Here is a 24,909-nt window from a genome sequence, read left to right on the forward strand (position 1 = left end):
CCGCCCCCTGCCGCATTTTCGGGCGAGGTGAGAACTGTGCGGATTCTCGCACAGTCATACGCAATCAGCGTGCGGGATCTCGCACAAGATCATGCGTGCCGAACAATTGGCCTCCGAAAGGTGATACTTAAATATATATAATTAAATAGAAAAATCTATCATCACGAAATCCTCCCAAAAACGTTGCGACAAAATTCACCAGAGTATCTCTTGATATTCAGATCGATCGTGACGGTAGGAGGTCGCGGTCGGTGCTTCGACAAACAGAAGTTCCGGGAGGATTTCATGAAAAAGTTCCTGATGACCGCTGCCGCGGTGTCCGCACTCGTGTCCGGCACCCAGGCCGCAACCGCCGCCTGCGACGATGGCGAGATCGTGGTGAAGTTCAGCCACGTCACCAACACCGACAAGCACCCCAAGGGTATCGCGGCGCAGCTCTTCGCCGACCGCGTGAACGAGGAGATGGACGGCAAGGCCTGTGTCGAGGTCTTCCCGAACTCGACGCTCTACAACGATGACCAGGTGCTCGAGGCAATGCTGAACGGCGACGTGCAGATGGCTGCGCCCTCGCTGTCGAAATTCGAGCAGTTCACCAAGGTGTTCCGCATCTTCGACCTGCCGTTCATGTTCAAGAACATGGAAGCCGTGGACGCGTTCCAGACCTCGGACGTCGGCCAGGACATGAAGGAGTCCATGGTGCGCCGTGGCCTGCTCGGCCTTGGCTTCTGGCACAATGGCCTGACCCAGTTCTCGGCCAACAAGCCGTTGATCTCGCCGGAAGATGCAAAGGGCCTGAAGTTCCGCGTGCAGCCCTCCGAGGTGCTGAAGGCGAACATGGAGCAGCTCGGCGCCTCGCCGCAGCCGATGGCCTTCTCGGAAGTCTACGGCGCTCTGCAGACCGGCGTGGTCGACGGCCAGGAAAACACCTGGTCCAACATCTACGGCCAGAAGTTCTTCGAGGTGCAGGACGGCACCACCGAAACCAACCACGGCGTGCTCGACTACATGGTCGTCACCTCGGTTGACTGGTGGGAGAGCCTGCCCGAGGACGTGCGCATGCAGATGGGCCAGATCCTTGACGAGGTGACCTCCAGCCGCAACGCCGCGATCGCCGAGGTCGATGCCGACAACCGTCAGGCGATCCTCGACGCCGGCGGCGTGATCCGCGAACTGACGCCCGAGCAGCGTCAGGCCTGGGTCGACGCGATGAAGCCGGTCTGGGAGCGCTTCGAGAGCGAGGTCGGCGCCGACAACATCGCCGCCGCGCAGGAATTCAACGCGCAGTTCTGATCCGGCGCGGATGGCTTCGGCCCGGTCCTGCGCAGCGCGGGGCCGGGCCTTTTCACACCCGAATTTTCACGTTGGGGCAACCCATACGGCATAGCGGGGGACTAGATGTCCAATACCATGCACGGCGGCTCTGCACTCGGCCGCTTCGTCAACGAGCTCGAGGAAACGGCAATCGCCGTGATCCTCGGGCTGATGACGCTCCTCACCTTCGTCAACGTCGTCCTGCGCTACGGGTTCAACACCGGCGTGATCTGGGGCCTCGAGGCGGTGACCTTCCTCTTTGCATGGCTGGTGCTCTTCGGGGTGAGCTACGCGGTGAAGGTCACCGCGCATCTCGGGGTCGACGCGATCACCGGCCTCCTGCCGCCCGCCGCGCGCCGGGTGCTGGCACTGATCGCGGCCGTCCTCTGCATCTTCTATGCCTTCCTGCTGATGAAGGGCGCCTGGGACTACTGGGCCAACTTCGCCAACCTGCCGCAGACCACCGGGCGCTGGTTCCCCACCGGCTTCGAGGAGATGAAGCGCACCTCCTACCGGTCTTGGTACGAGGTCGTCGACATCCCGATGCCCGACTGGCTGCGCTTCATCGAGCCCTGGATCAACGAGGGCGAGCACTACGAGAAGCTGCCACGCTTCATCCCCTATTTCATCCTGCCCTTCGGCATGGCGCTGCTGCTCTTCCGCTTCATCCAGGCCGGCGTCCGCATCTGGACCGGCCAGAAAGACAGCCTGATTGTCAGCCACGAAGCCGAAGACGCCGTCGATGACGTCGCCCACCTGAACCGCGAGGACTGAGTCCGATGGAAGTCTTTCTCCTTTTCTTCTGCATCATCGGTCTGATGCTCATCGGCCTACCGATCGCGGTCTCGCTGGGCCTGTCGTCGATCATCTTCCTGCTGGTCCTGTCGGACACCTCGCTGGCCTCGGTGGCGCAATCGATGTTTCAGGCGATGGCGGGGCACTACACGCTGCTCGCCATTCCCTTCTTCATCCTCGCCTCGTCCTTCATGTCGACGGGCGGCGTGGCGCGGCGGATCATCCGTTTCTCGATCTCGCTGGTGGGCCACTTCCATGGCGGTCTCGCCATCGCCGGCGTCTTTGCCTGCATGCTCTTTGCCGCGCTCTCGGGCTCGTCCCCGGCGACCGTGGTCGCGATCGGCTCGATCGTCATCGCCGGCATGCGGCAGGTGGGCTATTCCAAGGATTTCGCGGCCGGCGTCATCGCCAACGCGGGCACGCTCGGCATCCTCATCCCGCCGTCGATCGTGATGGTGGTCTACGCCTCGGCCACGGACGTCTCGGTCGGCCGGATGTTCCTCGCGGGGGTCATCCCGGGCCTGCTCGCGGGCACCATGCTGATGATCACCATCTACGCCATCGCCCGCGTGCGCGGCCTGCCCAAGGGCGACTGGCACGGCTGGGGTGAAGTGATCCGCTCGGGCCGCGACGCGATGTGGGGGCTTTTCCTCATCGTTATCATCCTGGGCGGCATCTACGGCGGCATCTTCACTCCGACCGAGGCGGCGGCAGTGGCGGCAGTCTATGCCTTCTTCATCGCCAACTTCGTCTACCGTGACATGGGTCCGCTCGCAGGCAAGGACGGCGCGCCGAACCTGTCGCTGCTCCGCAAGCCGATCGCGCTGGTCACCGCCTTCTTCCACCGCGACACCCGGGACACGCTGTTCGAGGCCGGCAAGCTGACGATCACGCTGATGTTCATCATCGCCAACGCGCTGATCCTCAAGCACGTGCTGACCGACGAGCAGATCCCGCAGCGCATCGCCGGGATGATGCTCGACGCCGGCTTCGGGCCGATCATGTTCCTGGTGATCGTCAACGTGATCCTGCTCATCGGCGGCCAGTTCATGGAACCCTCGGGTCTCATCGTGATCGTCGCGCCGCTGGTCTTCCCGATCGCCATCGAGCTCGGGATCGACCCGATCCACCTCGGCATCATCATGGTGGTCAACATGGAAATCGGCATGATCACCCCGCCGGTCGGCCTGAACCTCTTCGTCACTTCTGGCGTAGCGGGCATGTCGATGATGCGCGTGGTCAAGGCGGCGCTGCCCTTCCTCGCGGTGCTCTTCGTCTTCCTGATCATGGTGACCTATATCCCCTGGCTGTCGACCTGGCTGCCGACCACCTTCATGGGTCCCGAGATCATCACCAACTGAGCCCTGCCGGAAGGGGCCTGGAAAAGAGCGCGGCGCCCCTTATCGGGCGCCGCACGTTCTTTTGGGGCAGGACCACCTCCCGCGGGCGTATTTGCAAAGAAAAGAAGCCGGGGGCTGCGCAGGGCCCCCGGCTTCTTCTCATTCTAAATACGCATTGCTAGCCGGTCAGGCTTTCCCGAGGGCCTCGATGATCGGCACGAAGTCTGCCGCCTTGAGACTGGCGCCGCCCACAAGCGCGCCGTCGACGTTCGAGACCGCGAAGATCTCGCCCGCGTTGCCCGGCTTCACCGAGCCGCCGTAGAGCAGGCGGACCGAGCGGCCGACGCCTTCGCCGAAGCGTTTCTCGAGCCGGGCGCGCATGAAGTCGTGCACCTCGCCGATCTGGTCCGTGGTGGGCACCTTGCCGGTGCCGATGGCCCAGATCGGCTCGTAGGCGACCACGAGATTGTGGCCGGTCGCGCCGTCGGGAATCGAGCCCGCGAGTTGTCCGGCAATGATGTCGAGCGTGTTCGACGCCTCGCGCTCGGAGAGGCTCTCGCCGACGCAGACCACGGCGGTCAGCCCGGCGTCCCAGGCGGCGCGGGTCTTGTTGCGCACCTCCTCGTCGGTCTCGCCATGATCGGTGCGGCGCTCGGAATGGCCGAGGATCACGTAGCTTGCGCCCGCGTCCTTGAGCATGTCCGCAGAGATGTCGCCGGTGTGGGCGCCCGAGGCCTTGGCGTGGCAGTCCTGCCCCCCGATGGCAATGTCTCCCGAGCCTGCCGCAGCCTGCGCAAGCAGCGTGGCGGGCGGGCAGATCAACACCTCGGTCTCGCCACCATCCGCATCCGCCATGGCCTTCAGCTCATCCAATGCGGCGGCCAGCCCGTTCATCTTCCAATTGCCGGCGGCAAGTTTCCTGCGCATGGTCGCTCCTCTCGTTGAAGTTCGCGCGTATCATCGCGGCGCAGCCAGCAGCGTCAAGCTTGGTTGCGCAATCAAGGAGATAGGGCGGAAACGGCCCAAGGCGACGTGCCGGCGGGCTTATTCCGAGCCGCGGCGCTCGGCCTCGAGTTCCTCGATGTCCTTGAACTTGATCGACTCGCCGCAGCCGCAAGCGTCGGCGACATTGGGATTGTTGAACTTGAAGCCGGATTCCAGCAGCGAGGTCTGGTAGTCGATCTCGGTGCCAAAGAGGAACATCTGCGCCATCGGCGCGATCAGCACCCGCGCGCCGTCCTGCTCCACGACCTCGTCATTGGCCTCGGGCGAGTCGACGAAGTCCATGGTGTATTCCATGCCTGCGCAGCCGCCCTTCTTCACGCCGATCCGCAGGCCCGCGCGCCCGTCGCGTTCCATGAGCTTGCGCACTTGCGTCACCGCGGCCGGGGTGATGGTGACCGCCTGTTTTCCGGGAATGCCGAACATCCGCGTCTCCTATGAGCTTTGTCAGGAATTTAAGCCCCTGCGGCCGGGGAAACAAGGGGCGGAGGGTCAGGCTGCCTCTGCGGGACGCGCGTCGGGGAAGATCGGCTGCGCCGTGCTGTCGAGTTCCTGAGCCGCGACGAGAAGCTGCTCGCGGGCCTCGCATTCGAGCGACCAGGCGATGTTGGGATCGGGGCAGGGGATCAGGAAGAGCACTTCCTTGCCGAAAACATCGTGACCGGAGACGTAGACGCCGCGCGATTCGGGACGGTCGGCGAGCCCTTCCATATCATCGAGAATCTGTTCGTAGCGCTGGCGCAGCGCCTCGACGTCGGCGCTGTGGGACAGGCGCAGCACCACTTCGCGGATAAGGAAGTGCTCCTGCATGGTCCAGTTCTCGAAGGGCTCGGCGACGAAGTCGACCACCGGCACCACCAGTCGCTGCCCGGTCCAGACGCGCAGCTGCACATAGGTGAAATGGATGCGCTCGACCGAGCACAGATGGCCCTTGAACAGCACCTTGTCGCCAATGCGCGCCGATTGGTTCAGCGCGATCTGCATCGAGGCCATGATATTGGTCAGCACGTTGCGCCCGGCATATGCGAGGATAATCGTTGCCGTACCCGCGGAGGCCAGCAGCGAAATGCCCAGCGAGCGCATGACGCTGGCTTCGGAGATGACGATGCCAGCGCCCACCAGCGCCACAAGGACGATCACTGCGCGGCGGGCGGCGGAGACGCGCGTCGCGATATTGCGGCGCTGCTCTTGGCCGTCTCCCATCTCGGCCAGTTCGTCGCCGTCGAATTTCACCAGTCGGTTGAGAATCACGTCCGCCACGTTGATCACCAGCCAGAGCACGGTGGAGACGAAGCCGAGGATGAGCAGCGGCGAGAGAATCGTGTCGATTCGCCCCGAGAACACCAGCACGTGCCGGGTGAGCAGGGACATGGTCAGGGTGACGACGGCCAGCGTGGTCGGGCCGCGCAGGGCCACGAGCGTCGAGTAGGGCGCATCGCGCAGCGTGCGGTTCAGCCCGCGCGACATGAGCCTGTTCACCAGCAAGCCGATGAAGCCGGTGGCCATCAGCACCAGCGGCAGCGCGATGACCTCCCACCAGCGCAGGCCCCAGAAGGCCCGCTCGCGCAGCGGCGCCGGAAGCGCGATTTCCAGCTCCGTGGGGCCGAAGGCCTCGGCCAGCGCCGGCAGCGCCTGCACCGTCTGGCGCGAGACGAGCCAGACCGGATCGCCGGTTGCGGGCTTAACGCGGTTGATCCGGATCGGCACCGGGCGGTCGCCGAGCTTGACATACCACAGCAGCAGCGAGCGGCGCGGCTCGCCCGCCATGGGGGCATCCTTGGTGCGGGCGTCGACGCCGTCGGGCCGATCGCGCAGGTCGTACCAGTCGATCATGATCTTGCGATCCATGAGCGTGGCGAACTGGCGGGCGCGCTCGGGCCCAAGCTCTGCCTGCTCGCCGGGCTCGATGGACGAAAGGTCCAGCAGGTGCGCCGCGCCTTCCCAGTCCTCGGCATCGGCACGGAAGAGGAAGCTCTCGAGCGCGGCGCGCGGGGTGGACCTGTCGATGTTCTGCGGGGCGTTGCCGAGGCCGGGGTTGACCATCTCGACCTCGTACCAGCGGTCGAGTTCGCCCTGCTGCGCGCGGCCGGGGCCAGGCAGGGCCAGAAGCAGCGTCAGCAGCGCAAGCGAAAGGAGGCGGGCGAGCAGGGTCATCGCAGATCAACGGCAAGCGCGCCCCGTTGGTTCCGCCCCTGCAGGCGCGGCGTGCGGCGGAGGTGGCAGAGCGCCAAAGAAAAAGCGCGCCACCGGGGCGCGCTTGGCATTTCTGGTCCGCGGCGGCGGAGGCTTACATGAAGCCCAGCTCCAGCCGCGCCTCGTCGGACATCATGTCCATGCCCCAGGGCGGATCGAAGACCATGTCGACATCCACGTCCTTGACCCCCGGGACCGAGGCGACGGCGTCCTGCACCCAGCCCGGCATCTCGCCCGCGACCGGACAACCCGGTGCGGTCAGCGTCATGATCACCTTCACGTCGCCCTCGCCGGCGATCTCGATCGTGTAGATCAGGCCGAGGTCGTAGATGTTCACCGGAATTTCCGGGTCGAACACGGTGCGGCACGCTTCGACGACCGAATCGTACAACGGGTGATCAGTGCTGGAGGGCGCGATCAGTGGGGCGCCTTCGAGCGGTGCGTCGGTCATGGCGGGTCCTTCCTCGGGGTTCCTGACCGAAGATATAGGAAAAGCGCGCGCCGGGGTAAAGGGTGCCCGCCGGGCTGTCGAGGCGGAGCAGCCCCGCCCGTACATATCCGTTCGTATAAAAAATGGCTTTTTGTGGGCGCCGACTGTGGTATCCTGATGCTGTTCGGCGTCAAGAGCTTTTGCATCCCCTTCGCGGGGGCGCGTGGCGCAAGGGGCCGCCGGACACGCACCATGGTCCTCGGACAACGGGGCGACGCAAGGGGATTGCATGCGCCGCGCTTGGGGATTGCATCGCGCCGGACGGGGGAGTCCGGGGGGGGTGGGCGCATCAGGGTGCTGACGAAGCCTGGGCGTCTGGGAAGGAAACGGGGGAACGGGGAGGGGACTGGGAATGCTTCACTCGGTAAGGGAATCCGCGGCCGAAAATGCCGCGTTCGATGACGTCATTGCCATGGCGCATGAAATGCAGGGCAATCGCGCGGTCTCGGAACTGCTGCGCCTCTCGGCGGCGCTGCTGGAACATTGCGCCTATGAGATGGCGCGCAACGACGGCCGCGGGCAGGTGTCGCGGATCATCCTCATTTCGGCGGAACTGGAACGGATGGCGCGCGAGGCCGCGGCGCAGTGAGCTTTGCCGTGCCCGGGGTTACCAAGCGTAAGCATCTGGAATAGCGACGTAATCTGGAAAACATCCCGCCAGTCTGCCCGCGCGGGCAGCCGGTCCAGCGGGTTTTTTCGAGCTCGGCAGAAAAATCCGCAACTGCCCCTAGGAAAGCGCTTGACGGGGTCCGGCCCCCCGCCTAAAAGCGCCCCACGTTCGGGACACAGTCCAGACGGTAGCGAGCGGTTGTAGCTCAGTTGGTTAGAGTACCGGCCTGTCACGCCGGGGGTCGCGGGTTCGAGCCCCGTCAACCGCGCCACTTTCTTCGGAACGCAGACGCCTCGCAGCCTTCGGGCCGCGCGGCGTTTCTGCTTTTGGGGCCTCCGATTTCGGTTGCCCGGACCGGAAGCGCGGAGCAGACCTCCGTTTCTTCTGGGCAGAACTATCGCGGGGGAGTCGCGCGCAGCGCGGCGGGGGCGGCGCCCCCATGACGCTCCGCCAGTAACTTGAGCCGCGCGCCGAGTCGCGCTAAACCGCGCCGCAACCCAGTCGAATTCGCGCCGCGACGTCACCCAGCCGGAAAGCCAGACCATGAAATTCCTCGATCTTTGCAAGGTCTACATCCGATCCGGCCAGGGCGGCAAAGGCTGCACCTCTTTCCGCCGCGAGAAGTTCATCGAGTACGGCGGGCCCGATGGCGGCGACGGCGGCCGGGGCGGCGACGTCTGGGCCGAGGCGGTGGACGGGCTCAACACGCTCATCGATTTCCGCTACCAGCAGCATTTCTTCGCCGGCAACGGCGTGCCGGGCATGGGGCGCCAGCGCACCGGCGCCGATGGCGATGACATCGTGCTGCGCGTGCCCGTCGGCACCGAGATTCTCGACGAGGACGAGGAGACGGTGATCGCCGATCTCACCGAGCTTGGTCAACGCGTGATGCTGGCCAAGGGGGGCAACGGCGGCTGGGGCAACCTGCACTTCAAGACCTCGACCAACCAGGCGCCGCGGCGCGCCAACCCCGGCCAGCCGGGGGTCGAGCGCACCATCTGGCTGCGGCTGAAGCTCATCGCCGATGTCGGGCTGCTGGGCCTGCCCAACGCCGGCAAGTCGACCTTCCTCGCGGCGACGTCGAACGCGCGGCCAAAGATCGCCGATTATCCTTTCACCACGCTGCACCCGAACCTTGGTGTCGTCGGCGTGGACGGCAAGGAATTTGTCGTCGCCGACATCCCCGGGCTGATCGAGGGCGCGCATGAAGGCCGCGGCCTCGGCGATCTCTTCCTTGGCCACGTCGAGCGCTGCGCCGTGCTGCTGCACCTCGTCGATGGCACCTCGGGCACGCTGCTCGAGGATTGGCAGACGATCATCACCGAGATCGAGGCCTATGGCGAAGGGCTCGCCGACAAGCCCCGGGTTACCGTGCTCAACAAGATCGACGCGCTGGACGACGAGGAGCGGGCCTTCCTGAAAGAAGAGCTCGAGGCCACGACGGGCGGCAAGGTCATGCTCATGTCCGGCGCGGCGGGCGAGGGCGTGACCGAGGTGCTGCGCGCGCTGCGAGGCTTCATCGACGAGAACCGCCTGCGCGAGGCGCCCGAGGAAGACACCACATGGCGACCCTGAGCGAGGCGCGCCGCCTCGTCGTAAAGATCGGCTCGGCCCTTCTGGTCGACAAAGCGACCGGCGCGCTGCGCCAGGACTGGCTGAATTCCATGGCTGCCGATGTGGCCCGGGTGAAGGCGCGCGGCACCGACGTCGTGCTGGTCTCATCGGGCTCGATCGCGCTCGGGCGCGGCATCTTGAAACTGCCCCCGGTGGCGCTGCCGCTCGAGCAGAGCCAGGCCGCCGCCGCGGTGGGTCAGATCCGCCTTGCCCGCGCCTGGGAAGAGGCGCTGGCCCCGCATGGGATCACCACGGCGCAGGTTCTGGTGACGCTCGAGGATTCCGCCTCGCGCCGCCGCTATCTCAATTCCCGTGCCACGATGGAGACGCTGATCGGCTTCGGCGCGGTGCCCATCGTCAACGAGAACGACACCGTCGCCACCGACGAGATCCGCTACGGCGACAACGACCGGCTGGCGGCGCAGGTCGCCGTGACCGTGGGGGCCGACCAGTTGATCCTGCTGTCGGACGTCGATGGCTTCTACACCGCCAACCCGGCGCAGGATCCCAAGGCGCGGCGCTACGACGTCATCCACCAGATCACCCCCGAGATCGAGTCCATGGCCGGCGACGCCGGCTCGGGCCTGTCGAAGGGCGGGATGAAGACCAAGCTCATGGCCGCCAAGACCGCCACCGGCGCCGGCTGTGCCATGGCGATCACCGAGGGCTCGGTGCTGCATCCGCTGAGCGCGCTGGAAGACGGCGCCAACGCCACTTGGTTCACGCCGCAGATGGACCCGCACGCAGCGCGCAAGGGCTGGATCCTAGCGATGAAGCCTTGCGGCGTGCTGACCGTCGACGCTGGCGCCGCCGCCGCTCTGGCGCAGGGCCGCTCGCTGCTGCCGGTCGGGGTGACCCGGGCCGAGGGCGCCTTTGGTCGCGGCGATCCGGTGACCATCCGCGACGCCGACGGGCGCGCCCTGGGGCAGGGGCTGACCCGCTATACCGCCGATGAGGCGCAGGCGATCATCGGACACCACAGCTCGGAGATCGAACAGGTGCTGGGCTATCCGGGCCGCGCCGTGCTGATCCACCGCGACGACATGGCGCTCTGATCCGCCGCGCCGATGGCACGGGAAATGAGGCGTGGTTGCGCAGAGAAGAAGGGCATGGACCCTTCCTCTTTCCAAGTACGCGCTGACCGGGCCCTGCTCGTCCCGAGCGGCGCGCGAACGGCGCGCAATCCGCTCTGTATCCCCCGGGGTCACGGCGCTATAAGAAAGCTCCAAACCCCAAACCTAGGGTAAAGAGCGATGAAAGACCTGACAGACATCCACGCGACCATGATCGACCTCGGCAAACGCGCCAAGGCCGCCGCCGCGGAGCTCGCCTTTACCCCGCCAGAGCGCAAGACCGAGGCGCTGGAGGCCGCGGCGGATGCGGTCTGGGCCCGCCGCGCCGAGATTCTCGCCGCCAATGAGAACGACATGCAGTTCGGCCGCGACAAGGGGCTCAGCGAGGCGATGATGGACCGGCTGCTGCTCACCGAGGAGCGCCTGCAGGGCGTCGTCGACGGGCTGCGTGCCATCGGCGCGCAGCGCGATCCCGTGGGCGAGGTGATCACCGAGTGGGACCGCCCCAGCGGACTGCAGATAAAGCGCGTGCGTACGCCGCTTGGTGTCATCGGGGTGATCTACGAATCCCGGCCGAACGTCACCGCCGACGCCGGGGCACTGTGCCTCAAGTCCGGCAATGCCGTGATCCTGCGCGGGGGGTCCGAGAGCTTCCACAGCTCTTCGGCGATCCACGCCTGCCTCGTTGACGGTCTGCGCAAGGCGGGCCTGCCCGAGGACGCGATCCAACTGGTGCCGACGCGCGAGCGCGCCGCGGTGCAAGAGCTGCTGACCATGACCGACTACGTCGACGTCATCGTGCCGCGCGGTGGCAAGGGGCTTGTCGGCCTCGTGCAGCGCGAGGCGCGGGTGCCGGTCTTTGCCCATCTCGAGGGCATCGTGCACATCTACATCGACCGCGCCGCGGATCCGGTGACCGCGCTCAAGGTGGTGCTCAACGCCAAGACCCGGCGCACCGGCATCTGCGGCGCCGCCGAATGCCTGCTGATCCACCGCGAGGCGATGGACACCATCGGCCAGGGCGTGATCCGCGCGCTGCTCGACGCCGGGGTCGAGGTGCGCGGCGACGCGGGCGTCCAGCAGGTCGAGGGGGTGAGCCCGGCCACCGAGGGCGACTGGGGCCGCGAGTATCTCGACAAGATCATTGCCGCAAAGGTGGTCGCCGATGAGGACGATGCCATCGCCCACATTCGTCGCTACGGCTCGCAGCACACCGACTGCATCCTGTCGCAGGATGAGGCGGCGGTCGAGAAATTCATCCAGCGCGTCGACAGCGCCATCGTCATGGTCAACTCCTCGACCCAGTTCGCCGACGGCGGCGAATTCGGCATGGGGGCCGAGATCGGCATCGCCACCGGCAAGATGCACGCCCGCGGCCCGGTGGGTGCCGAGCAGCTGACCAGTTTCAAATACGTCGTGCGCTCGGACGGCGCGGTGCGCGGCTGAGTTTAGCTGATCTCGATCGTGACCGCCGCCTCACCGGCGGTCACTTCGATGCTGCGACCGCGCTCCTCGGCGAGGGCGGCCAAGACCGGGAAATGCACCTGCGCGCTCGAAAGGGCGGGCAGCTTCCCGGGGTGGGCGAGCAGATTCCAGAGTGACGCGTCATGGGCGATCCGCTTGCCGGTCCCGGTGATCCGCCAGCCCTGGTTCAACTCTTCTACCTCGATCTGCCCGCCCAGGGGCAAGGCGCTTTCGCAGCAGAGCACCGCCAGCAAGGCGAGCTGAACCTCGGGGCGCGGCGCGGCGCTCTGGCGGCGCCAGTCGCAGCTGAGCCGCCCGCCTTTGCAATAGTCGCGAAGCAGGCGCGTGGCTTCCGGCGGGCCAATCATCTGCTCGCCTTCGGCATGGCCAAAGGCAACGCGGAACAGGCTGATCCTCGCGCGGGCGGCGCGGCAGCTGTCGTCCACCAGCGCCAGCTCCGGCGTGTCGAGCGGCGTGCCCGAGAGCGCCAGAAGCTCGAGCCCGTTTGCGATGGCCCCGACCGGGCTGATCAGGTCGTGGCAGAGGCGCGAGGCTACCAGCGTCGCGAGTTTGGCGTTATGCTGTTGCATCAAGGCCTCGTGGAAAGGGGATGGGTATGAACGATCTCAACGCATTGCTGGAGCCGGGCATGCTGGTACAGCATCCCGACAGACCGGATTGGGGGCTGGGGCAGGTGCAATCCAATATCGGCGGCCGTGTGACTGTCAACTTTCGGGAGCAGGGCAAGGTCGTGCTCGACGGCGAACGTGTGACCCTCCTGCCGGTGTTCGACGTCTAGGCTTAGGGCTCAGTCGTTTACGAATAGTTAACCAAGCTCGCCGAAGCCCCGCCCGTGGCTGGCCGGTCGCGTCGGACAGCTCGGGGCGGGCCGCGGAAAATCTGTTTTCCTTTGCGCTCTTCCGCTTTAGAACCGCGCCAACAAGCAGAGGACGGCCATGGCGCTGGACGACAGGAACCTGACGGTGCGGCTGGCGCGCACGGACGATGAGATCGCGGCGGCGCAGCGCCTGCGCTACGAGGTGTTCGTCGCCGAGCTGGGCGGGGGCGGGACCCTGGTGGATCACGAGAACCGGCTCGAGCGGGATCGGTTTGACCCGTTCTTCGATCACCTGCTGCTGACCGATGCCCGCAAGGACGGCGCGGTGGTCGGCGTTTACCGGCTGTTGCGCGATGACCAGGCCGAGGCGGCGGGGCAATTCTATTCCGAGGATGAGTATGACCTCTCGCTGCTGCGCGCCAGCGGGCGTCGGCTGCTGGAGCTGGGCCGGTCCTGCCTGCATCCCGACTATCGCGGCGGGCCGGGCGTCATGCTGATGTGGCAGGCGGTGTCGGACTACGTGGCCGAGCACGGGATCGAGATCCTTTTCGGCACCGCCTCTTTCCACGGCACCGACGTGCAGCGCCTTGCGCATCCGCTGTCGCTGTTGCACGCGCGCCATCTTGCGCCCGACGAGCTGCGCGTGCGCAGCCGGGTGTTCCAGCCGATGGACCTGCTGCCAGAGGCGGAGATCGACCGCCGCCGCGCCATGGTCGAGACCCCGGCGCTGATCAAGGGTTACCTGCGGCTCGGTGGCATGGTGGGCGAGGGCGCTTTCGTCGACCACGCCTTCAACACCACGGATGTCTGCCTGGTGATGGACACGCAGAGGCTCAACGCACAGGCGGCGGCGCGGGTCCGGCGGGGGCGCGGATGAGCGGTCCTTCGGGGCCGGCGGACCCGACCTGGCGCGGGGCAGAACCCCCGGAAATCGCGCTTGGCTGGGCCGACTACGCGCGGGCGACACTGCGCGGGCTTCTGGTCGTGCTGCTGCTGATCTGCGGGATCATGGTGAAGCTGGCAGTTCTGCTGGTCGAGCGGCTGGTCCGGGGCGGGCAGCGGGTCTGGTCGCCGGTCGTCACGCAGGGGGTCTGCCGTCTGGTCTTCGTCATTCTCGGCCTGCGCCTCGAGGCGCGGGGCGCGCGCATGACCGGCCCGGGAGCCTATGTCGCCAACCACTCGTCCTGGCTCGACATCTTCGCACTGAACGCCAGGCGCAACGTGCTCTTCGTGTCAAAAGCCGAGGTGGCAAACTGGCCGGGAATCGGGATGCTGGCGAAGCTCACCGGCACGGTCTTCATCAATCGCGACCGGCGCGCGGCCAAGGCACAGCCCAAGCTGATCGAGGCGCGGCTTCTGGCAGGCGACAGGTTGCTCTTCTTCCCGGAGGGGACCTCGACCGATGGCCGGCGAATTCTCCCTTTCAAAACAACGCTTTTCGAGGCGTTTTTGTCAGAAGAGGTGAAGTCCGATCTGCAGGTCCAGCCGGTCACGGTGGTCTATCATGCCCCGCCGGGCGCTGATCCCGCCTTCTACGGTTGGTGGGGGGACATGGCGCTGGGGCCGCATCTGCTGCAGGTGCTGGGAGCGCGTTGCCAGGGGCACGTGGAGGTGGTCTACCACGAGCCGCTCAGGGTCGCCGATTTCGCCCATCGCAAGGCTCTGGCGCGGGCGGCGGAAGCGCGGCTCCGATCCGCGCATCCTTCCGAAGACATTGCGTGAGAAATATCCCGTAACGCGCTGTAAAGTCAGTGCATCGCGGCGATAAGGGTCTTCAGTGCGGCGGCTGGGTCCTCGGCGCTCCAGATCTCCTCGCCGATGCTGAGGAAATCGGTCACCGGTGCCAGCTTGGCCACCAGCTCGGGGGTCAGCCCGCCCTCGGCCACCACCGGCACCTCGATCATCTGCGACCACCACTCGAAGATCTCGAAGTCTGCCAGAGTCCCGTCGCCGAGCGCCTCGCCGCTGAGCGGCCCGAAAGAGACGTAATCCGCTCCGGCCTCTCCAGCGACCATGCCGTCATGCCGGAAGCTGGCACAGAAGGCGCCGACGATGGCGTCCGGGCCAAGGTCCTTGCGCGCGGCTCGGACCGAGCGCGACCCGTCGGTGAGGTGAACGCCGTCGAGCCCGAGGCGCTGAGCCAGCACCACGTGGGTGTCGATCACCAGCGCGATGTCGTAGCGATGTGCCACCTCGCGCACCGCGTCGGCGGCACGCAGAAGCCGGTCCTCGTCGCGCGTGGCGAGCGACAGACGCATGCAGGCGATCTCGGCGGCATCGAGCACCGAGGAAAGCTTGTCCGGAAAGACCGAAAGGTCGAACTCCGGCGGGGTGACGAGATAGAGCTGAGGCTGGTCTGCTTCGGCCATGGCGCGGCTCCTGACTTGCGAATTGCGCTCCTATATCGCGGCTTTAGGATACAAGGAAGGGGGCAGCGTCATTTCGGCGGCAGGCTGCGGACAAACTCGATCGCCAGCGCGGTCAGGCGGGTGCGGGTGGCATCGTCCGCCATGGCCTCGGGCGCGGCCTCGACATAGCCGCCCATGCGGCGCCCGCCCATGATGGCGGGGCCGACGTCGTCGAGCGCGGTGGCCATCGCCTGCGCCTCTTTGCCGACGCGGTAAAGCCCGCCCTCGGCCCGCACGCCGCAGATCATGTTGCCGTCGAGCAGGAAGCACAGCGCGCCAAACATGCGCTTCTCGGTCAGACCGGGCAGAGGGCCGATGTCGTCGCGGACGGTTTCGGCGAGGCCTTCGTCAAAGCTCATGCGCTGCGCTCCTTGCGGGGAATGCGTGAAGCATATCCTTTGGAGACCCCCTCGCGGGGATATTTCTGCCCGGAAGAAAGCGCAGCGCTCAGTGCCGGGGGAAGGTGAAGCGGAAGACCTCGTTGGGGTAGGCCTCTTCTCCCAGGCGGAAATAGGTCCGGCCGATCCGCTCGAAACCCTGCGCCTTGTAGAAGGCGATGCCGGGGGTGTTCTCTGAATTGGTGGCCAGCCAGACGGAGGGAGCGTCCAGCGCGAGGGCCGCGCCGAGGCCGGCCTGCAGAAGGTCGCGCCCGATGCCGTGGCCCTTGTGACGGGGCTGGACGTAGAGCGTGGCGATCTCGGTGTCCGAGCAGCCCGGGAGCGGCCCGGGGGCGCCCTGGGAAAGACGCAGGAAGCCATCGATGCCCTCTTCGTTCTGGGAGACGATGAAACGCTGCGAAGGATCGGCCAGCGCGCGCTCGAACTGCGCCTTCGTGAAGGTCTCGAGCGCGTAGTCCGCGAATTCGGCGGTCACGCCGCGGCGGATGTAGGTGCCGAGCCAGACCTCGATCGACAGGGCGGCGAGGGCGGAGGCGTCGTCGGGTCTGGCGTCTCTGAGGGTCATGCGGGCTCCGCTGTCAGGCTGCGCCCCTTTTGGCAGCCGGAGACGGGAGCGGCAAGGATGGGAATGGGCTCGAGAAATCCGGGCCCCGAGGTGTCGCTTTCTTGCTCTTCCGCCCGCGCGGGACTATGCGGGAGCCGGATTTACGGAGTTTGTCATGCCGAGCGAGACGAGGCAGCCCGCATTCGTGCTGGTGCGGCCGCAGATGGGTGAGAATATCGGGGCCGCATCGCGGGCCATGTGGAATTTCGGGTTGGACCGGATGCGTCTGGTCAGCCCGCGCGACGGCTGGCCGAACCCCTCGGCCACCGCCATGGCCTCGGGCGCCGGGCGGCTGCTCGACGAGGCGCAGCTGGTCGAGACCACCGCGCAGGCGGTCGAGGATTGCGATCTGGTCTTTGCCACCACGGCGCGGATGCGCGGGCTCACCAAGCCCGTCTATTCGCCCGAGCAGGCGATGAAGGAAGCCAGCCAGCGCATCGCCCAGGGGGGCAAGGTCGCGGTGATGTTCGGCCCCGAGCGCGCCGGGCTGGAAAACTCCGACGTGGCGCTGGCCAATGCGCTGATCAACGTGCCGGTGAACCCCGAGTTCCCCTCGCTCAACCTCGCGCAATGCGTGCTGCTCTGCGCCTACGAATGGCAGCGGGCCTCGTCGGAGATCGAGGCGTTGCGGGTCGAGATGGCGGGCGCCGAATGGGCCAGCGGCATCGAGGTCGAGAAGCTGGCCGAGCATTACGAGGAGCGGCTGACCGAGGCGGGGTTCTTCTTCCCCGAGCACAAGGCGGAGAGCATGAAGCTCACCCTGCGCAACCTCTGGAGCCGCATGCCGCTGACCCGCGAGGACGTGAAGACCCTGCATGGGGTGATGCGCCAGATGGTGCGCTGGAAAGAGCGCGGCTGAGCCGCGCCTTGCTTGGCTGATGGCGGCTTGAAGGGGGCGGGGTGCGCCCCTATCGTCGCCGCGACGGATGTAGGAGAAGATCATGGCCGGAAACCGCAAGCTCTTTGAGGAGGTTGGGGCGGAGACCCCGAAGGCCGCCCCCACGGGCGGCATGATCGACAGGGGGCGCACCGGCGCGCGGGGGGCGATCCGGGTCTGGCTGATGCTTCTATTCGCGCTGGTGGTGGCGATGATCTGCGTCGGCGGGCTGACCCGGCTGACCGACAGCGGCCTGTCGATCACCGAATGGAAACCGCTGCATGGCGCCGTCCCGCCGCTTAGCGAGGCCGAGTGGCAGGAAGAATTCACCCTCTACCAGCAGATCCCGCAATACGAGCTGCTCAACAAGGGCATGACCCTGTCGGAGTTCAAGGGCATCTACTGGTGGGAATGGGGGCACCGGCAGTTGGGCCGGGTGATCGGCCTCGTCTGGGCGCTTGGATTCCTCGTCTTCCTCGTGGCGCGGCAGATCCCAACCGGTTGGACCGGGCGGCTCTTGCTTCTTGGCGGGCTTGGCGGGCTGCAGGGGGCCGTGGGCTGGTGGATGGTCTCCTCCGGCCTCGTTGGCGAGATGATCGCCGTGGCCTCCTACCGGCTGGCCATCCACCTTGGGCTTGCCTTCATCATCCTGGCGTTCATTGCCTGGGACATCTTCCTGCTTGGACGGCAGGAACGCGAGCTGATGCAGGCCCGGCGCCTGCGCGAGCCGAAGCTCTTTTCCATGACCACGGGGCTGCTGCATCTCGCCTTCGTGCAGATCCTGCTGGGCGCGCTGGTGGCGGGGATCGACGCGGGCCGCTCCTTCACCGACTGGCCGCTGATGGCGGGCGGCTTCTTCCCGCCGCAGCCGTTCGACTTGGTGCCGGTCTGGCGCAACTTCTTCGAGGACCCGGGCCTCGTGCAGTTCATGCACCGGATCGTCGGATACCTGCTCTTCGTCTTCGGCGTGGTGGTCTGGCTGCGCGGCCGCAAGTCCGCCAATGCGGACACCCGATTCCGCTACAACGCGGTGCTGGCCATGCTCTGCGTGCAGGTCGTGCTGGGCATCGCCACGGTGCTTTACGTCGCGCCCTGGCACATTGCCATCACCCACCAGCTCGGGGCCGTCGTGCTCTGGGTGCTGATCCTGCGGGCCCGCTTCGGGGCGCAGTTCCCCAAAACCCAATCGATCCGCGAGGCCCGCTGAGATGAGTGCATTTGACGAGTTGATGACGTTCCAGCGCGACACCGGCGCGCTGGCGCAGGTGGCGGGCCGCCTTGGCTGGGACCAGGAAACCACCATGCCGCATGGTGCTGCCGACCAGCGCGCCGAGGAGATGGCGGCGCTGGAAAGCGTGCTGCACGCCCGGCGCACCGATCCGCGCGTCGGCGAATGGCTGGCGGCCATTGATGCCGCGGCGCTGGACGAGGTCGGGCAGGCGCAGCTGCGGCACATCCAGCGCAGCTTCACCCGCGCCGGTCGCGTTTCGGGCAAGCTGGCGGCGGATCTCGCCCGGATCACCAGCCGGGCGCACCGCACCTGGGCCGAGGCGCGGGCCGACGACAACTTCGCGGCCTTTGCGCCGATCCTGAAGGATGTCGTCGCGCTGAAGCGCGAGGAGGGCGCGGCGCTGGCGGACGGTGGAGACGTCTACGACGCGTTGCTCGATGACTACGAGCCCGGCGCCACGGCGCAGCAGCTCTCCGAGATGTTCGGCGCGTTGCGGCCGCGTCTGGTGGCGCTGCGGCAGGCGATCCTCGAGAAACCCGCGCCCAAGGCGCTCTCGGGCACCTTCGATGACGCCGGGCAAATGGCTCTGGCGCGCAAGTTGGCCGAGGTCTTCGGTTACGACATGGCGCGGGGCCGGGTCGACAAGGCGGTGCACCCCTTCAGCTCGGGCAGCGGCGATGACGTGCGGATCACCACGCGGACCAACCCGCTCGACCCGTTCAACTGCATCTACTCGACCATCCACGAGACCGGCCACGCCGCCTACGAGCAGGCCATCGCGCCGGGGTATCGCTTCACCCCGCTGGGCGAGGGCGTGTCGATGGGCGTGCACGAGAGCCAGAGCCGCATCTACGAGAACCAGCTGGGCCGCTCGCGGGCCTTCACCAGCTGGCTCCACGGTCAGATGCAGGCGCAGTTCGGCGATCTGGGGCTGAGCGCCGAGGCGTTCTACGCCAGCGTCAACGCGGTGCAGAACAACTACATCCGCACCGAATCCGACGAGGTGCAGTACAACCTTCATGTGCTGCTGCGCTTCGATCTCGAGCAGGCGCTGATCTCGGGCGATCTCTCCGTGGACGATCTCGAGGCCGCCTGGAACGAGCGCTTCGCCGCGGACTTCGGCTTTGCCGTCGATAAGCCCTCGGACGGGGTTCTGCAGGACGTGCACTGGTCGGCTGGGCTCTTCGGCTACTTCCCGACCTACAGCCTTGGCAATGTCTATGCCGGCTGCCTGCACAAGGCGCTGCGGCAGGCGGTGCCCGACCTTGACGCGCAGATGGCCGAGGGCGATCTTTCCGCCGCCACCGGCTGGCTGCGTGAGAGCGTGCAGCGTCACGGCGGGCTTTATCACCCGCGCGACGTCATCGAGCGCGCCTGCGGCACGGCCCCCTCGGAGGCGCCGCTGCTCGAGTATCTCGAGGCCAAATTCGGGGCTCTATACGATCTCTGAGGCACCGGCCAAAACCAATGAAGCGGCCCCGAGGGGCCGCTTCTGGTATCCGGGTGCGTGAGTGGTGGACCGGACTTAAACTGTTTCTGGGATGTGCGGAGATATCACGCTGAAGCGGCCTCCGCCGAAGATGACCAGCGGCAGCGCCAGCAGCGCAACGACGACCAGCCGCTGGGTTGTCTCGAGATCCAGGACCGCGAAGTCGGGCAGCAAAAGCTCGTGCCAGAGGTAGATGGCAAAGCCGATGAGGGCGACGGTGCGGGTCGCGACGCCGAGGATCAGCCAAATGCTGATCGACGCTAGGATTGCACAGGTCAGCGCGACCAACGGCTCGGGGATGCGTACATCGAGGGTGCCTGTGAACACCGGATCATTGGTAAAGATTTCCAGCGCGACCGTATAGCCCAGCAACAGGGCGAGAAGAATTCGCAGCGCGCATTGAAAAGTCGGAAAAAAGTTCACAATCGTCCTGCTCGTTAATCCGGAATCGAATGGCCCGGCCGGTTACATGTCGCCATTGTTACACTTGACCAGCACAAATCAAGCGGGAACTTTTCAAGTTTGCCTTTGCGTAAACATTGTTAGTTACGCGCCACAGCTGTCACGGCTAGGGCGTCAGACGCCTCGAAACATTGAATAATCCAGTCCACGGCCCGGCGCATGCCAGAGTCCGTCCTGCGGCTTTCATGATAGAAGAGCCAACATTCCAGCGTTTCTGGCGCCGCGTCAGGTGCAGCGGGCACGAGATCCGGTGTCTGGCATGCCAAAAGATCGGGCAAGGGGCCTGCCATCCGCGTGATCTGCATGAGCCGGTGCAGGGCGATGAAGTTGTCGACAGTGATCTTCGGCTCCTTGCCGAAGACATCATAGGCCTGGCGCAAGATGCGCGAGCGGCTCGTGCTGGTGTTCAGCCCGACCCAGCCGCCCTCTGCATCGCTGTCGCGGAACCGATAGGGGCGGAAGCTCATCTCGCCCGCCTTGCGGGCAACGATGCGGCCCTGGTCGGGTCGTCCGAACTGCACCACGAGGTCATTCTCGCCCAGGCCCTCGCGCTCGCGACGCTCGGTGACCGTCAGTTGCACATTGGCCAATAGGTCGGCCTGCGGGCCGAGCCCGGGAAACAGAACCAGCGAGGCGATGATCGGCGAGGCGCCGAGGCTCAGGGAGACGGAGTCGATGTCGAGCCCCGCGCCCTGGTTGTTGAGCGTCGACTTGAGCTGCCCGTCAAAGTTCTGCGCGACGTTGATCAACTCGCGCACCGCCTCGGAGGGGCGCCACCCATCGGCCGTCTTGACGAAGGCGGGCACACCGAGCGTTTCGGAAAGGCGTTCGATCCGGCGCGATACGGTCGCGGTATTGGTGCCCAGCAGCTTCGCCGCTGCGGTCATCGTGCCGGTCTTGGAAAGTGCTACGAGGAACCGAAGGTCGTCCCAATTGTTCATGGTCTTTTTCTGCTCGGGCTTTTGGGTCGCCTAGATCGGCGGTCGGCCGCGCGCTTTTCCCTCGTCGGTTGTGTAAGGTTCGGCGCGCGCTCTTAACGGATGAGTTACCGATTAATTTAGGACGTTGCTCTGGGCAAGCAAGCAGGGGGTGATCCCAAATTGGTGACAATTTGTATCAGATTGACGCTGGGGAAGGAAAAACGCCGCGTCCGGGACGGGACGCGGCGTTTTCATGGGCGGAGAACCGCCGTTCTTGGTGCTGCGGCGGAGCCCGGCGCGCGCGATACGCGCCGGTGCGAATCAGCCGAAGTAGCCGCCGAAGCTGCCACGGTAGGCGGCAGCCAGTTCCGAGAGCGGGGCTTCGCTGCTTCCGAAGCGGACCGTGTCGCCGGTGAACTTGCCAACGGTCGCCAGCGTGACGCCGGCTGCCGAGGCCGCGCTCATCAGCGCTTCGGCGGCGTCGAAGCTGCAGGCGATGAGGTAGCGGCCCTGGTCCTCACCGAAGAGGGTCGGGGTATCCGCCGCGTCGATCTGCACGCCGACGCCCGAGGCTTCGGCCATCTCGAAGGCAGCCATGGCGAGGCCACCGTCCGACAGGTCGCAGCAGCTGCGGATCCAGTCGCGGTTGGCGAGGATGAACTCGCCGTTGCGGCGCTCGGCCTCGAGATCGACTGCGGGCGCGTCGCCCTCCTCGCGATTGAACACCTCTGCAAGCAGGGCGGACTGGCCGAGGTGGCCGGCGGTATCGCCGACCAGCAGCGCCACATGGCCGTCGCGCGCATAGCCGAGGATCGGCTCTTCGCCGGCGGCGATCAGCCCCACCGCGCCAATGGTCGGCGTCGGCAGGATCGGCTCGCCGTCGGTCTCGTTGTAGAGCGAGACGTTGCCCGAGACGATGGGCGTGTCGAGCGCAAGACAGGCCGCGCCGATGCCGTCGATGGCGCCGACGAACTGGCCCATGATCTCGGGCTTCTCGGGGTTGCCGAAGTTCATGTTGTCGGTGGTCGCCAGCGGGCGGGCGCCCACGGAGACGAGGTTGCGATAGGCTTCCGCCACCGCCTGCTTGCCGCCCTCGACCGGGTTGGCGCGCACGTAGCGCGGCGTCACATCCGAGGTGAAGGCCAGCTTCTTGTCGGTGCCATGCACGCGGATCACGCCGGCGCCGAAGCCAGGGATGCGCACGGTGTCGGCCATGACCTGGCTGTCGTACTGCTCGTAGACCCATTCGCGCGAGCAGTAGTTCGGCGAGGAGATCAGCGCCTTCAGCCCGTCGATCGGATCGATGCCGGGCACGTCGGCGAGCGGCTCTGCGGCGGGGGTGGGGACCCAGGGGCGGTCGTACTCGGGCGCGGTGCCCGAGAGCGCCTTGAGCGGCAGGTCGGCCTTCACCTCGCCGTTCAGCACGATGAGGAAGCGGTCCTCGGCAATGGTCTCGCCGACGATGGCGAAGTCGAGGTCCCACTTGTCGAAGACGGCCTTGGCCTCGGCCTCCTTGGCGGGGTCGAGCACCATGAGCATGCGCTCCTGGCTCTCCGAGAGCATCATCTCGTAGGCGGTCATGTTCTTTTCGCGCACCGGCACCTTCTCGAGGTCGAGGCGCACGCCGAGGTTGCCCTTGTCGCCCATTTCCACGGCCGAGCAGGTCAGGCCCGCCGCGCCCATGTCCTGGATCGAGATCACCGCGCCGGTCTGCATCAGCTCGAGCGTGGCTTCCATCAGGCGCTTTTCGGTGAAGGGATCGCCGACCTGCACGGTGGGGCGCTTTTCCTCGATGGTCTCGTCGAACTCGGCCGAGGCCATGGTCGCGCCACCGACACCGTCACGGCCGGTCTTGGCACCAAGGTACACGACCGGGCGGCCGACGCCCGAGGCGGCGGAGTAGAAGATGCTGTCGGTGTCCGCGAGGCCTGCCGCGAAGGCGTTGACCAGGCAGTTGCCATTGTAGGCCGGGTGGAAGCGCACTTCGCCGCCCACCGTCGGCACGCCGAAGCAGTTGCCGTAGCCGCCGACGCCCTCGACCACGCCATGCACCAGCTGGCGGGTCTTGGGGTGTTCCTTTTCGCCGAAGCTGAGTGCGTTCATCGCCGCGATCGGCCGCGCGCCCATGGTGAAGACGTCGCGCAGGATGCCGCCAACGCCCGTCGCCGCGCCCTGGTAGGGCTCGATGTAGGAGGGGTGGTTGTGGCTTTCCATCTTGAAGATGACCGCCTGGCCGTCGCCGATGTCGACGACGCCGGCGTTCTCGCCCGGGCCGCAGATGACCTGCGGGCCCTTGGTCGGCAGCTTGCGCAGGTGGATCTTCGAGCTCTTGTAGGAGCAGTGCTCGTTCCACATGGCCGAGAAGATCCCCAGCTCGGTGAACGTCGGCTCGCGGCCGATGATCTGCAGGATCCGCTCGTATTCGTCGGGTTTGATCCCGTGGGCGGCGATGAGCTCTTCGGTGATGGACGGTTCCTGCATCCTTGCTCCCCTTAGCGTGGTTGGGGGCTCTTTAAGGCAAGGGCGGCAAAGGGGGAAGAGGGGTCAGGGCCCGAGCGCCCCGGCGCGTTGCAATCTTTCCCGCCGTTGCGCCGGCAGGGCAGAGGGTCGGGGCGCGCCTCGCGGCGGGGCTGCGGGGCCAGCCGCAAAAAAAAGGCCGAGCACAAAGCTCGGCCGAAGTCCAACAGGGAGGTTGAAGATGACGCGCACTAGGGCGCTTCAAGCTTCGTGTGCTGAATATGTGATCAGTCTTGAGTCGATCAAGGGAAGAAACGGTCTCAATCGGACATTGCTGCCATGCGCTGTTTGCATGGCGCCTGTTTATTGGGCGCCGTCAGTCGGCGCCCATCGCCTTGAGCTGTCGCCGATGCGCGAAGATTTCGTCCTGCACAAAGTCGCGGAAGGCGGTTACCCGCTTGGAATGACGCAATTCTTCCGGGTAGGCGAGGAACACGGGCACCTCGTTGCTCTCAACGTCGGGCAGCACCCGCACCACGTGCGGGAAATCCTCGATGATGTAGTCGGGCAGCACGCCGATGCCGAGGTTGGCGATCACCGCCTGCAGCACGCCGAAGTAGTTGTTCACCGTGAGACCCGTCCGGATGTCATAGGTGAGCAGCTTTTGCACCAGCGCCTTGCCGGAAAGCACCTGCGCCGAGTTGGGATTTTGGCAGATAAGCCGGTGCGACGAGAGATCCTCGAGCGACTCGGGAAGGCCGTTCGCCTCGAGGTATGCAGGCGAGGCATACATGCGCATGCGGATCGACATGAGCCGCTTGCGGATCAGGTCCGCCTGGCTGGGCTCCTTCATGCGGATCGCCACGTCAGCCTCGCGCATCGGCAGGTCGAGCACGCGCTCCTCGAGCATCAGGTCGATCTTCAGGTCGGGAAACTTCTCGTAGAGTTTGGTCAGGCGCGGGGCCAGCCAGAGCACGCCGAAGCCGTGGGTCGTGGTGACCTTGAGTTCGCCGAAGACCTCTTCCTCGCTGTCGCGGATGCGCGCGGTGGCGCTGTCGATGCGTTTCACCATGGCGGCGGTCGCGTCGAACAGCAACTCGCCCTGCTCGGTGAGAATCAGTCCCCGGGCATGACGGTGGAAAAGGGTGGTATCCAGTGCCTCTTCGAGCGCCCGGATTTGGCGCGACACGGCGGATTGCGACAGATGCAGCGCATCTCCCGCATGTGTCAAGCTGCCCGCATCAGCGACAGCGTGAAAGATCCTGAGCTTATCCCAATCCATGGCGGCATCTTATTCAACTTTGGCGCCCTGTATACGACAGGAACGGTTAAC

At 66.2% G+C, this 24,909-nt stretch carries 25 protein-coding genes and 1 tRNA gene; 14 read left to right on the top strand and 12 right to left on the bottom strand.

Going from position 1 to position 24,909, the window contains the following annotated elements; genetic code table 11:
- Window positions 1-285: 285 nt before the first annotated feature.
- The 3 genes from G0Q01_RS17525 to G0Q01_RS17535 all read left to right on the top strand — a co-directional run bounded on the left by G0Q01_RS17525 (window position 286) and on the right by G0Q01_RS17535 (window position 3,467).
- Window positions 286-1,290, top strand: a complete 1,005-nt coding sequence (locus G0Q01_RS17525) for a TRAP transporter substrate-binding protein (RefSeq protein ID WP_108966082.1) — start codon at window positions 286-288, stop codon at window positions 1,288-1,290.
- 105 nt (window positions 1,291-1,395) lie between these two features.
- The gene (locus G0Q01_RS17530) at window positions 1,396-2,085 is read left to right on the top strand and encodes a TRAP transporter small permease (protein WP_108966080.1); all 690 of its coding nucleotides are present in this window, start codon (window positions 1,396-1,398) and stop codon (window positions 2,083-2,085) included.
- A gap of 5 nt (window positions 2,086-2,090) precedes the next feature.
- Window positions 2,091-3,467 carry a TRAP transporter large permease gene (locus tag G0Q01_RS17535; protein WP_108966078.1) on the top strand — a complete coding sequence of 459 codons (1,377 nt, stop codon included), beginning with the start codon at window positions 2,091-2,093 and terminating at the stop codon, window positions 3,465-3,467.
- A gap of 165 nt (window positions 3,468-3,632) precedes the next feature.
- On the opposite strand, the gene tpiA is transcribed toward G0Q01_RS17535, so the two are convergent.
- The 4 genes from tpiA to G0Q01_RS17555 form a co-directional block, all read right to left on the bottom strand.
- Window positions 3,633-4,373 (bottom strand): triose-phosphate isomerase, encoded by a 741-nt coding sequence (tpiA, locus tag G0Q01_RS17540; RefSeq protein WP_108966076.1) that lies wholly within the window; start codon window positions 4,371-4,373, stop codon window positions 3,633-3,635.
- A gap of 117 nt (window positions 4,374-4,490) precedes the next feature.
- Window positions 4,491-4,874 carry an iron-sulfur cluster assembly accessory protein gene (locus tag G0Q01_RS17545; RefSeq protein ID WP_108966074.1) on the bottom strand — a complete coding sequence of 128 codons (384 nt, stop codon included), beginning with the start codon at window positions 4,872-4,874 and terminating at the stop codon, window positions 4,491-4,493.
- Window positions 4,875-4,940: 66 nt separating this feature from the next.
- Window positions 4,941-6,602: a mechanosensitive ion channel family protein gene (locus tag G0Q01_RS17550; protein WP_164195422.1), complete on the bottom strand. Its 1,662-nt coding sequence runs from the start codon at window positions 6,600-6,602 to the stop codon at window positions 4,941-4,943.
- Window positions 6,603-6,735: 133 nt separating this feature from the next.
- Window positions 6,736-7,092, bottom strand: a complete 357-nt coding sequence (locus G0Q01_RS17555) for an SUF system Fe-S cluster assembly protein (protein WP_108966070.1) — start codon at window positions 7,090-7,092, stop codon at window positions 6,736-6,738.
- A 391-nt stretch (window positions 7,093-7,483) separates the two neighbouring features.
- Between G0Q01_RS17555 and G0Q01_RS17560 the strand changes: the two genes are divergently transcribed.
- The 5 genes from G0Q01_RS17560 (at window position 7,484) to G0Q01_RS17580 (ending at window position 11,874) form a co-directional block, all read left to right on the top strand.
- Window positions 7,484-7,720, top strand: coding sequence for a hypothetical protein (locus G0Q01_RS17560; RefSeq protein ID WP_164195419.1), 237 nt, complete (start codon window positions 7,484-7,486; stop codon window positions 7,718-7,720).
- Between the two features lie 215 nt (window positions 7,721-7,935).
- Window positions 7,936-8,012 (top strand) — tRNA-Asp (locus tag G0Q01_RS17565).
- Between the two features lie 272 nt (window positions 8,013-8,284).
- Window positions 8,285-9,316: a GTPase ObgE gene (obgE, locus tag G0Q01_RS17570; protein WP_108966067.1), complete on the top strand. Its 1,032-nt coding sequence runs from the start codon at window positions 8,285-8,287 to the stop codon at window positions 9,314-9,316.
- Window positions 9,304-10,410, top strand: a complete 1,107-nt coding sequence (proB, locus tag G0Q01_RS17575; RefSeq protein ID WP_164195416.1) for a glutamate 5-kinase — start codon at window positions 9,304-9,306, stop codon at window positions 10,408-10,410. Before obgE ends, proB begins: the two co-directional genes overlap by 13 nt.
- 198 nt (window positions 10,411-10,608) lie before the next feature.
- Window positions 10,609-11,874 (top strand): glutamate-5-semialdehyde dehydrogenase, encoded by a 1,266-nt coding sequence (locus G0Q01_RS17580; protein WP_164195414.1) that lies wholly within the window; start codon window positions 10,609-10,611, stop codon window positions 11,872-11,874.
- Between the two features lie 2 nt (window positions 11,875-11,876).
- On the opposite strand, the gene G0Q01_RS17585 is transcribed toward G0Q01_RS17580, so the two are convergent.
- Window positions 11,877-12,482, bottom strand: a complete 606-nt coding sequence (locus G0Q01_RS17585; protein WP_164195412.1) for a histidine phosphotransferase family protein — start codon at window positions 12,480-12,482, stop codon at window positions 11,877-11,879.
- Window positions 12,483-12,508: 26 nt separating this feature from the next.
- Here G0Q01_RS17585 and G0Q01_RS17590 point away from each other — a divergent pair, with 26 nt between their 5' ends.
- From G0Q01_RS17590 to G0Q01_RS17600, 3 genes are all read left to right on the top strand, one after another.
- Window positions 12,509-12,691 carry a DUF3553 domain-containing protein gene (locus tag G0Q01_RS17590; protein ID WP_108966059.1) on the top strand — a complete coding sequence of 61 codons (183 nt, stop codon included), beginning with the start codon at window positions 12,509-12,511 and terminating at the stop codon, window positions 12,689-12,691.
- A 157-nt stretch (window positions 12,692-12,848) separates the two neighbouring features.
- Complete coding sequence (locus tag G0Q01_RS17595) at window positions 12,849-13,607, top strand: GNAT family N-acetyltransferase (protein ID WP_164195410.1); 759 nt, start codon at window positions 12,849-12,851, stop codon at window positions 13,605-13,607.
- Entirely contained in the window at window positions 13,604-14,452 is an 849-nt protein-coding gene (locus tag G0Q01_RS17600; RefSeq protein WP_164195408.1) for a 1-acyl-sn-glycerol-3-phosphate acyltransferase, read from the top strand. Before G0Q01_RS17595 ends, G0Q01_RS17600 begins: the two co-directional genes overlap by 4 nt.
- A 26-nt stretch (window positions 14,453-14,478) precedes the next feature.
- Here G0Q01_RS17600 and G0Q01_RS17605 read toward each other — a convergent pair whose 3' ends face one another.
- The 3 genes from G0Q01_RS17605 to G0Q01_RS17615 all read right to left on the bottom strand — a co-directional run bounded on the left by G0Q01_RS17605 (window position 14,479) and on the right by G0Q01_RS17615 (window position 16,101).
- Window positions 14,479-15,099, bottom strand: a complete 621-nt coding sequence (locus G0Q01_RS17605) for a thiamine phosphate synthase (protein WP_164195406.1) — start codon at window positions 15,097-15,099, stop codon at window positions 14,479-14,481.
- Window positions 15,100-15,167: 68 nt separating this feature from the next.
- A complete protein-coding gene (locus G0Q01_RS17610) occupies window positions 15,168-15,497 on the bottom strand; it encodes a TfoX/Sxy family protein (RefSeq protein WP_164195405.1) in 330 nt (109 codons plus the stop codon).
- Window positions 15,498-15,585: 88 nt separating this feature from the next.
- Complete coding sequence (locus G0Q01_RS17615; RefSeq protein ID WP_164195404.1) at window positions 15,586-16,101, bottom strand: GNAT family N-acetyltransferase; 516 nt, start codon at window positions 16,099-16,101, stop codon at window positions 15,586-15,588.
- Window positions 16,102-16,255: 154 nt separating this feature from the next.
- Between G0Q01_RS17615 and G0Q01_RS17620 the strand changes: the two genes are divergently transcribed.
- The 3 genes from G0Q01_RS17620 to G0Q01_RS17630 all read left to right on the top strand — a co-directional run bounded on the left by G0Q01_RS17620 (window position 16,256) and on the right by G0Q01_RS17630 (window position 19,698).
- Window positions 16,256-16,999: an RNA methyltransferase gene (locus G0Q01_RS17620; RefSeq protein ID WP_164195403.1), complete on the top strand. Its 744-nt coding sequence runs from the start codon at window positions 16,256-16,258 to the stop codon at window positions 16,997-16,999.
- Between the two features lie 82 nt (window positions 17,000-17,081).
- On the top strand, window positions 17,082-18,224 hold the full coding sequence (ctaA, locus tag G0Q01_RS17625; protein ID WP_164195402.1) for a heme A synthase: 1,143 nt from the start codon (window positions 17,082-17,084) through the stop codon (window positions 18,222-18,224).
- A gap of 1 nt (window position 18,225) precedes the next feature.
- On the top strand, window positions 18,226-19,698 hold the full coding sequence (locus G0Q01_RS17630; protein ID WP_164195401.1) for a carboxypeptidase M32: 1,473 nt from the start codon (window positions 18,226-18,228) through the stop codon (window positions 19,696-19,698).
- Between the two features lie 75 nt (window positions 19,699-19,773).
- On the opposite strand, the gene G0Q01_RS17635 is transcribed toward G0Q01_RS17630, so the two are convergent.
- From G0Q01_RS17635 to G0Q01_RS17650, 4 genes are all read right to left on the bottom strand, one after another.
- Window positions 19,774-20,160, bottom strand: a complete 387-nt coding sequence (locus G0Q01_RS17635) for a hypothetical protein (RefSeq protein WP_164195399.1) — start codon at window positions 20,158-20,160, stop codon at window positions 19,774-19,776.
- A gap of 119 nt (window positions 20,161-20,279) precedes the next feature.
- Window positions 20,280-21,140 (bottom strand): LysR family transcriptional regulator, encoded by an 861-nt coding sequence (locus tag G0Q01_RS17640; RefSeq protein WP_164195397.1) that lies wholly within the window; start codon window positions 21,138-21,140, stop codon window positions 20,280-20,282.
- Between the two features lie 300 nt (window positions 21,141-21,440).
- The gene (gene purL, locus G0Q01_RS17645; RefSeq protein ID WP_164213679.1) at window positions 21,441-23,600 is read right to left on the bottom strand and encodes a phosphoribosylformylglycinamidine synthase subunit PurL; all 2,160 of its coding nucleotides are present in this window, start codon (window positions 23,598-23,600) and stop codon (window positions 21,441-21,443) included.
- Between the two features lie 352 nt (window positions 23,601-23,952).
- A complete protein-coding gene (locus tag G0Q01_RS17650) occupies window positions 23,953-24,858 on the bottom strand; it encodes a LysR family transcriptional regulator (RefSeq protein ID WP_095883359.1) in 906 nt (301 codons plus the stop codon).
- Window positions 24,859-24,909 lie beyond the last annotated feature (51 nt).

It is taken from the genome of Salipiger sp. PrR007 (assembly GCF_010499845.1).
Classification (GTDB): domain Bacteria; phylum Pseudomonadota; class Alphaproteobacteria; order Rhodobacterales; family Rhodobacteraceae; genus Salipiger; species Salipiger pacificus_A.

Bases quoted from the DNA above. Each gene is read 5' to 3' on its own strand.
- G0Q01_RS17525 (WP_108966082.1), top strand. From the start codon at position 286: ATGAAAAAGTTCCTGATGACCGCTGCCGCGGTGTCCGCACTCGTGTCC.
- G0Q01_RS17530 (WP_108966080.1), top strand. From the start codon at position 1,396: ATGTCCAATACCATGCACGGCGGCTCTGCACTCGGCCGCTTCGTCAAC.
- G0Q01_RS17535 (WP_108966078.1), top strand. From the start codon at position 2,091: ATGGAAGTCTTTCTCCTTTTCTTCTGCATCATCGGTCTGATGCTCATC.
- tpiA (WP_108966076.1), bottom strand. From the start codon at position 4,373: ATGCGCAGGAAACTTGCCGCCGGCAATTGGAAGATGAACGGGCTGGCC.
- G0Q01_RS17545 (WP_108966074.1), bottom strand. From the start codon at position 4,874: ATGTTCGGCATTCCCGGAAAACAGGCGGTCACCATCACCCCGGCCGCG.
- G0Q01_RS17550 (WP_164195422.1), bottom strand. From the start codon at position 6,602: ATGACCCTGCTCGCCCGCCTCCTTTCGCTTGCGCTGCTGACGCTGCTT.
- G0Q01_RS17555 (WP_108966070.1), bottom strand. From the start codon at position 7,092: ATGACCGACGCACCGCTCGAAGGCGCCCCACTGATCGCGCCCTCCAGC.
- G0Q01_RS17560 (WP_164195419.1), top strand. From the start codon at position 7,484: ATGCTTCACTCGGTAAGGGAATCCGCGGCCGAAAATGCCGCGTTCGAT.
- obgE (WP_108966067.1), top strand. From the start codon at position 8,285: ATGAAATTCCTCGATCTTTGCAAGGTCTACATCCGATCCGGCCAGGGC.
- proB (WP_164195416.1), top strand. From the start codon at position 9,304: ATGGCGACCCTGAGCGAGGCGCGCCGCCTCGTCGTAAAGATCGGCTCG.
- G0Q01_RS17580 (WP_164195414.1), top strand. From the start codon at position 10,609: ATGAAAGACCTGACAGACATCCACGCGACCATGATCGACCTCGGCAAA.
- G0Q01_RS17585 (WP_164195412.1), bottom strand. From the start codon at position 12,482: ATGCAACAGCATAACGCCAAACTCGCGACGCTGGTAGCCTCGCGCCTC.
- G0Q01_RS17590 (WP_108966059.1), top strand. From the start codon at position 12,509: ATGAACGATCTCAACGCATTGCTGGAGCCGGGCATGCTGGTACAGCAT.
- G0Q01_RS17595 (WP_164195410.1), top strand. From the start codon at position 12,849: ATGGCGCTGGACGACAGGAACCTGACGGTGCGGCTGGCGCGCACGGAC.
- G0Q01_RS17600 (WP_164195408.1), top strand. From the start codon at position 13,604: ATGAGCGGTCCTTCGGGGCCGGCGGACCCGACCTGGCGCGGGGCAGAA.
- G0Q01_RS17605 (WP_164195406.1), bottom strand. From the start codon at position 15,099: ATGGCCGAAGCAGACCAGCCTCAGCTCTATCTCGTCACCCCGCCGGAG.
- G0Q01_RS17610 (WP_164195405.1), bottom strand. From the start codon at position 15,497: ATGAGCTTTGACGAAGGCCTCGCCGAAACCGTCCGCGACGACATCGGC.
- G0Q01_RS17615 (WP_164195404.1), bottom strand. From the start codon at position 16,101: ATGACCCTCAGAGACGCCAGACCCGACGACGCCTCCGCCCTCGCCGCC.
- G0Q01_RS17620 (WP_164195403.1), top strand. From the start codon at position 16,256: ATGCCGAGCGAGACGAGGCAGCCCGCATTCGTGCTGGTGCGGCCGCAG.
- ctaA (WP_164195402.1), top strand. From the start codon at position 17,082: ATGGCCGGAAACCGCAAGCTCTTTGAGGAGGTTGGGGCGGAGACCCCG.
- G0Q01_RS17630 (WP_164195401.1), top strand. From the start codon at position 18,226: ATGAGTGCATTTGACGAGTTGATGACGTTCCAGCGCGACACCGGCGCG.
- G0Q01_RS17640 (WP_164195397.1), bottom strand. From the start codon at position 21,140: ATGAACAATTGGGACGACCTTCGGTTCCTCGTAGCACTTTCCAAGACC.
- purL (WP_164213679.1), bottom strand. From the start codon at position 23,600: ATGCAGGAACCGTCCATCACCGAAGAGCTCATCGCCGCCCACGGGATC.
- G0Q01_RS17650 (WP_095883359.1), bottom strand. From the start codon at position 24,858: ATGGATTGGGATAAGCTCAGGATCTTTCACGCTGTCGCTGATGCGGGC.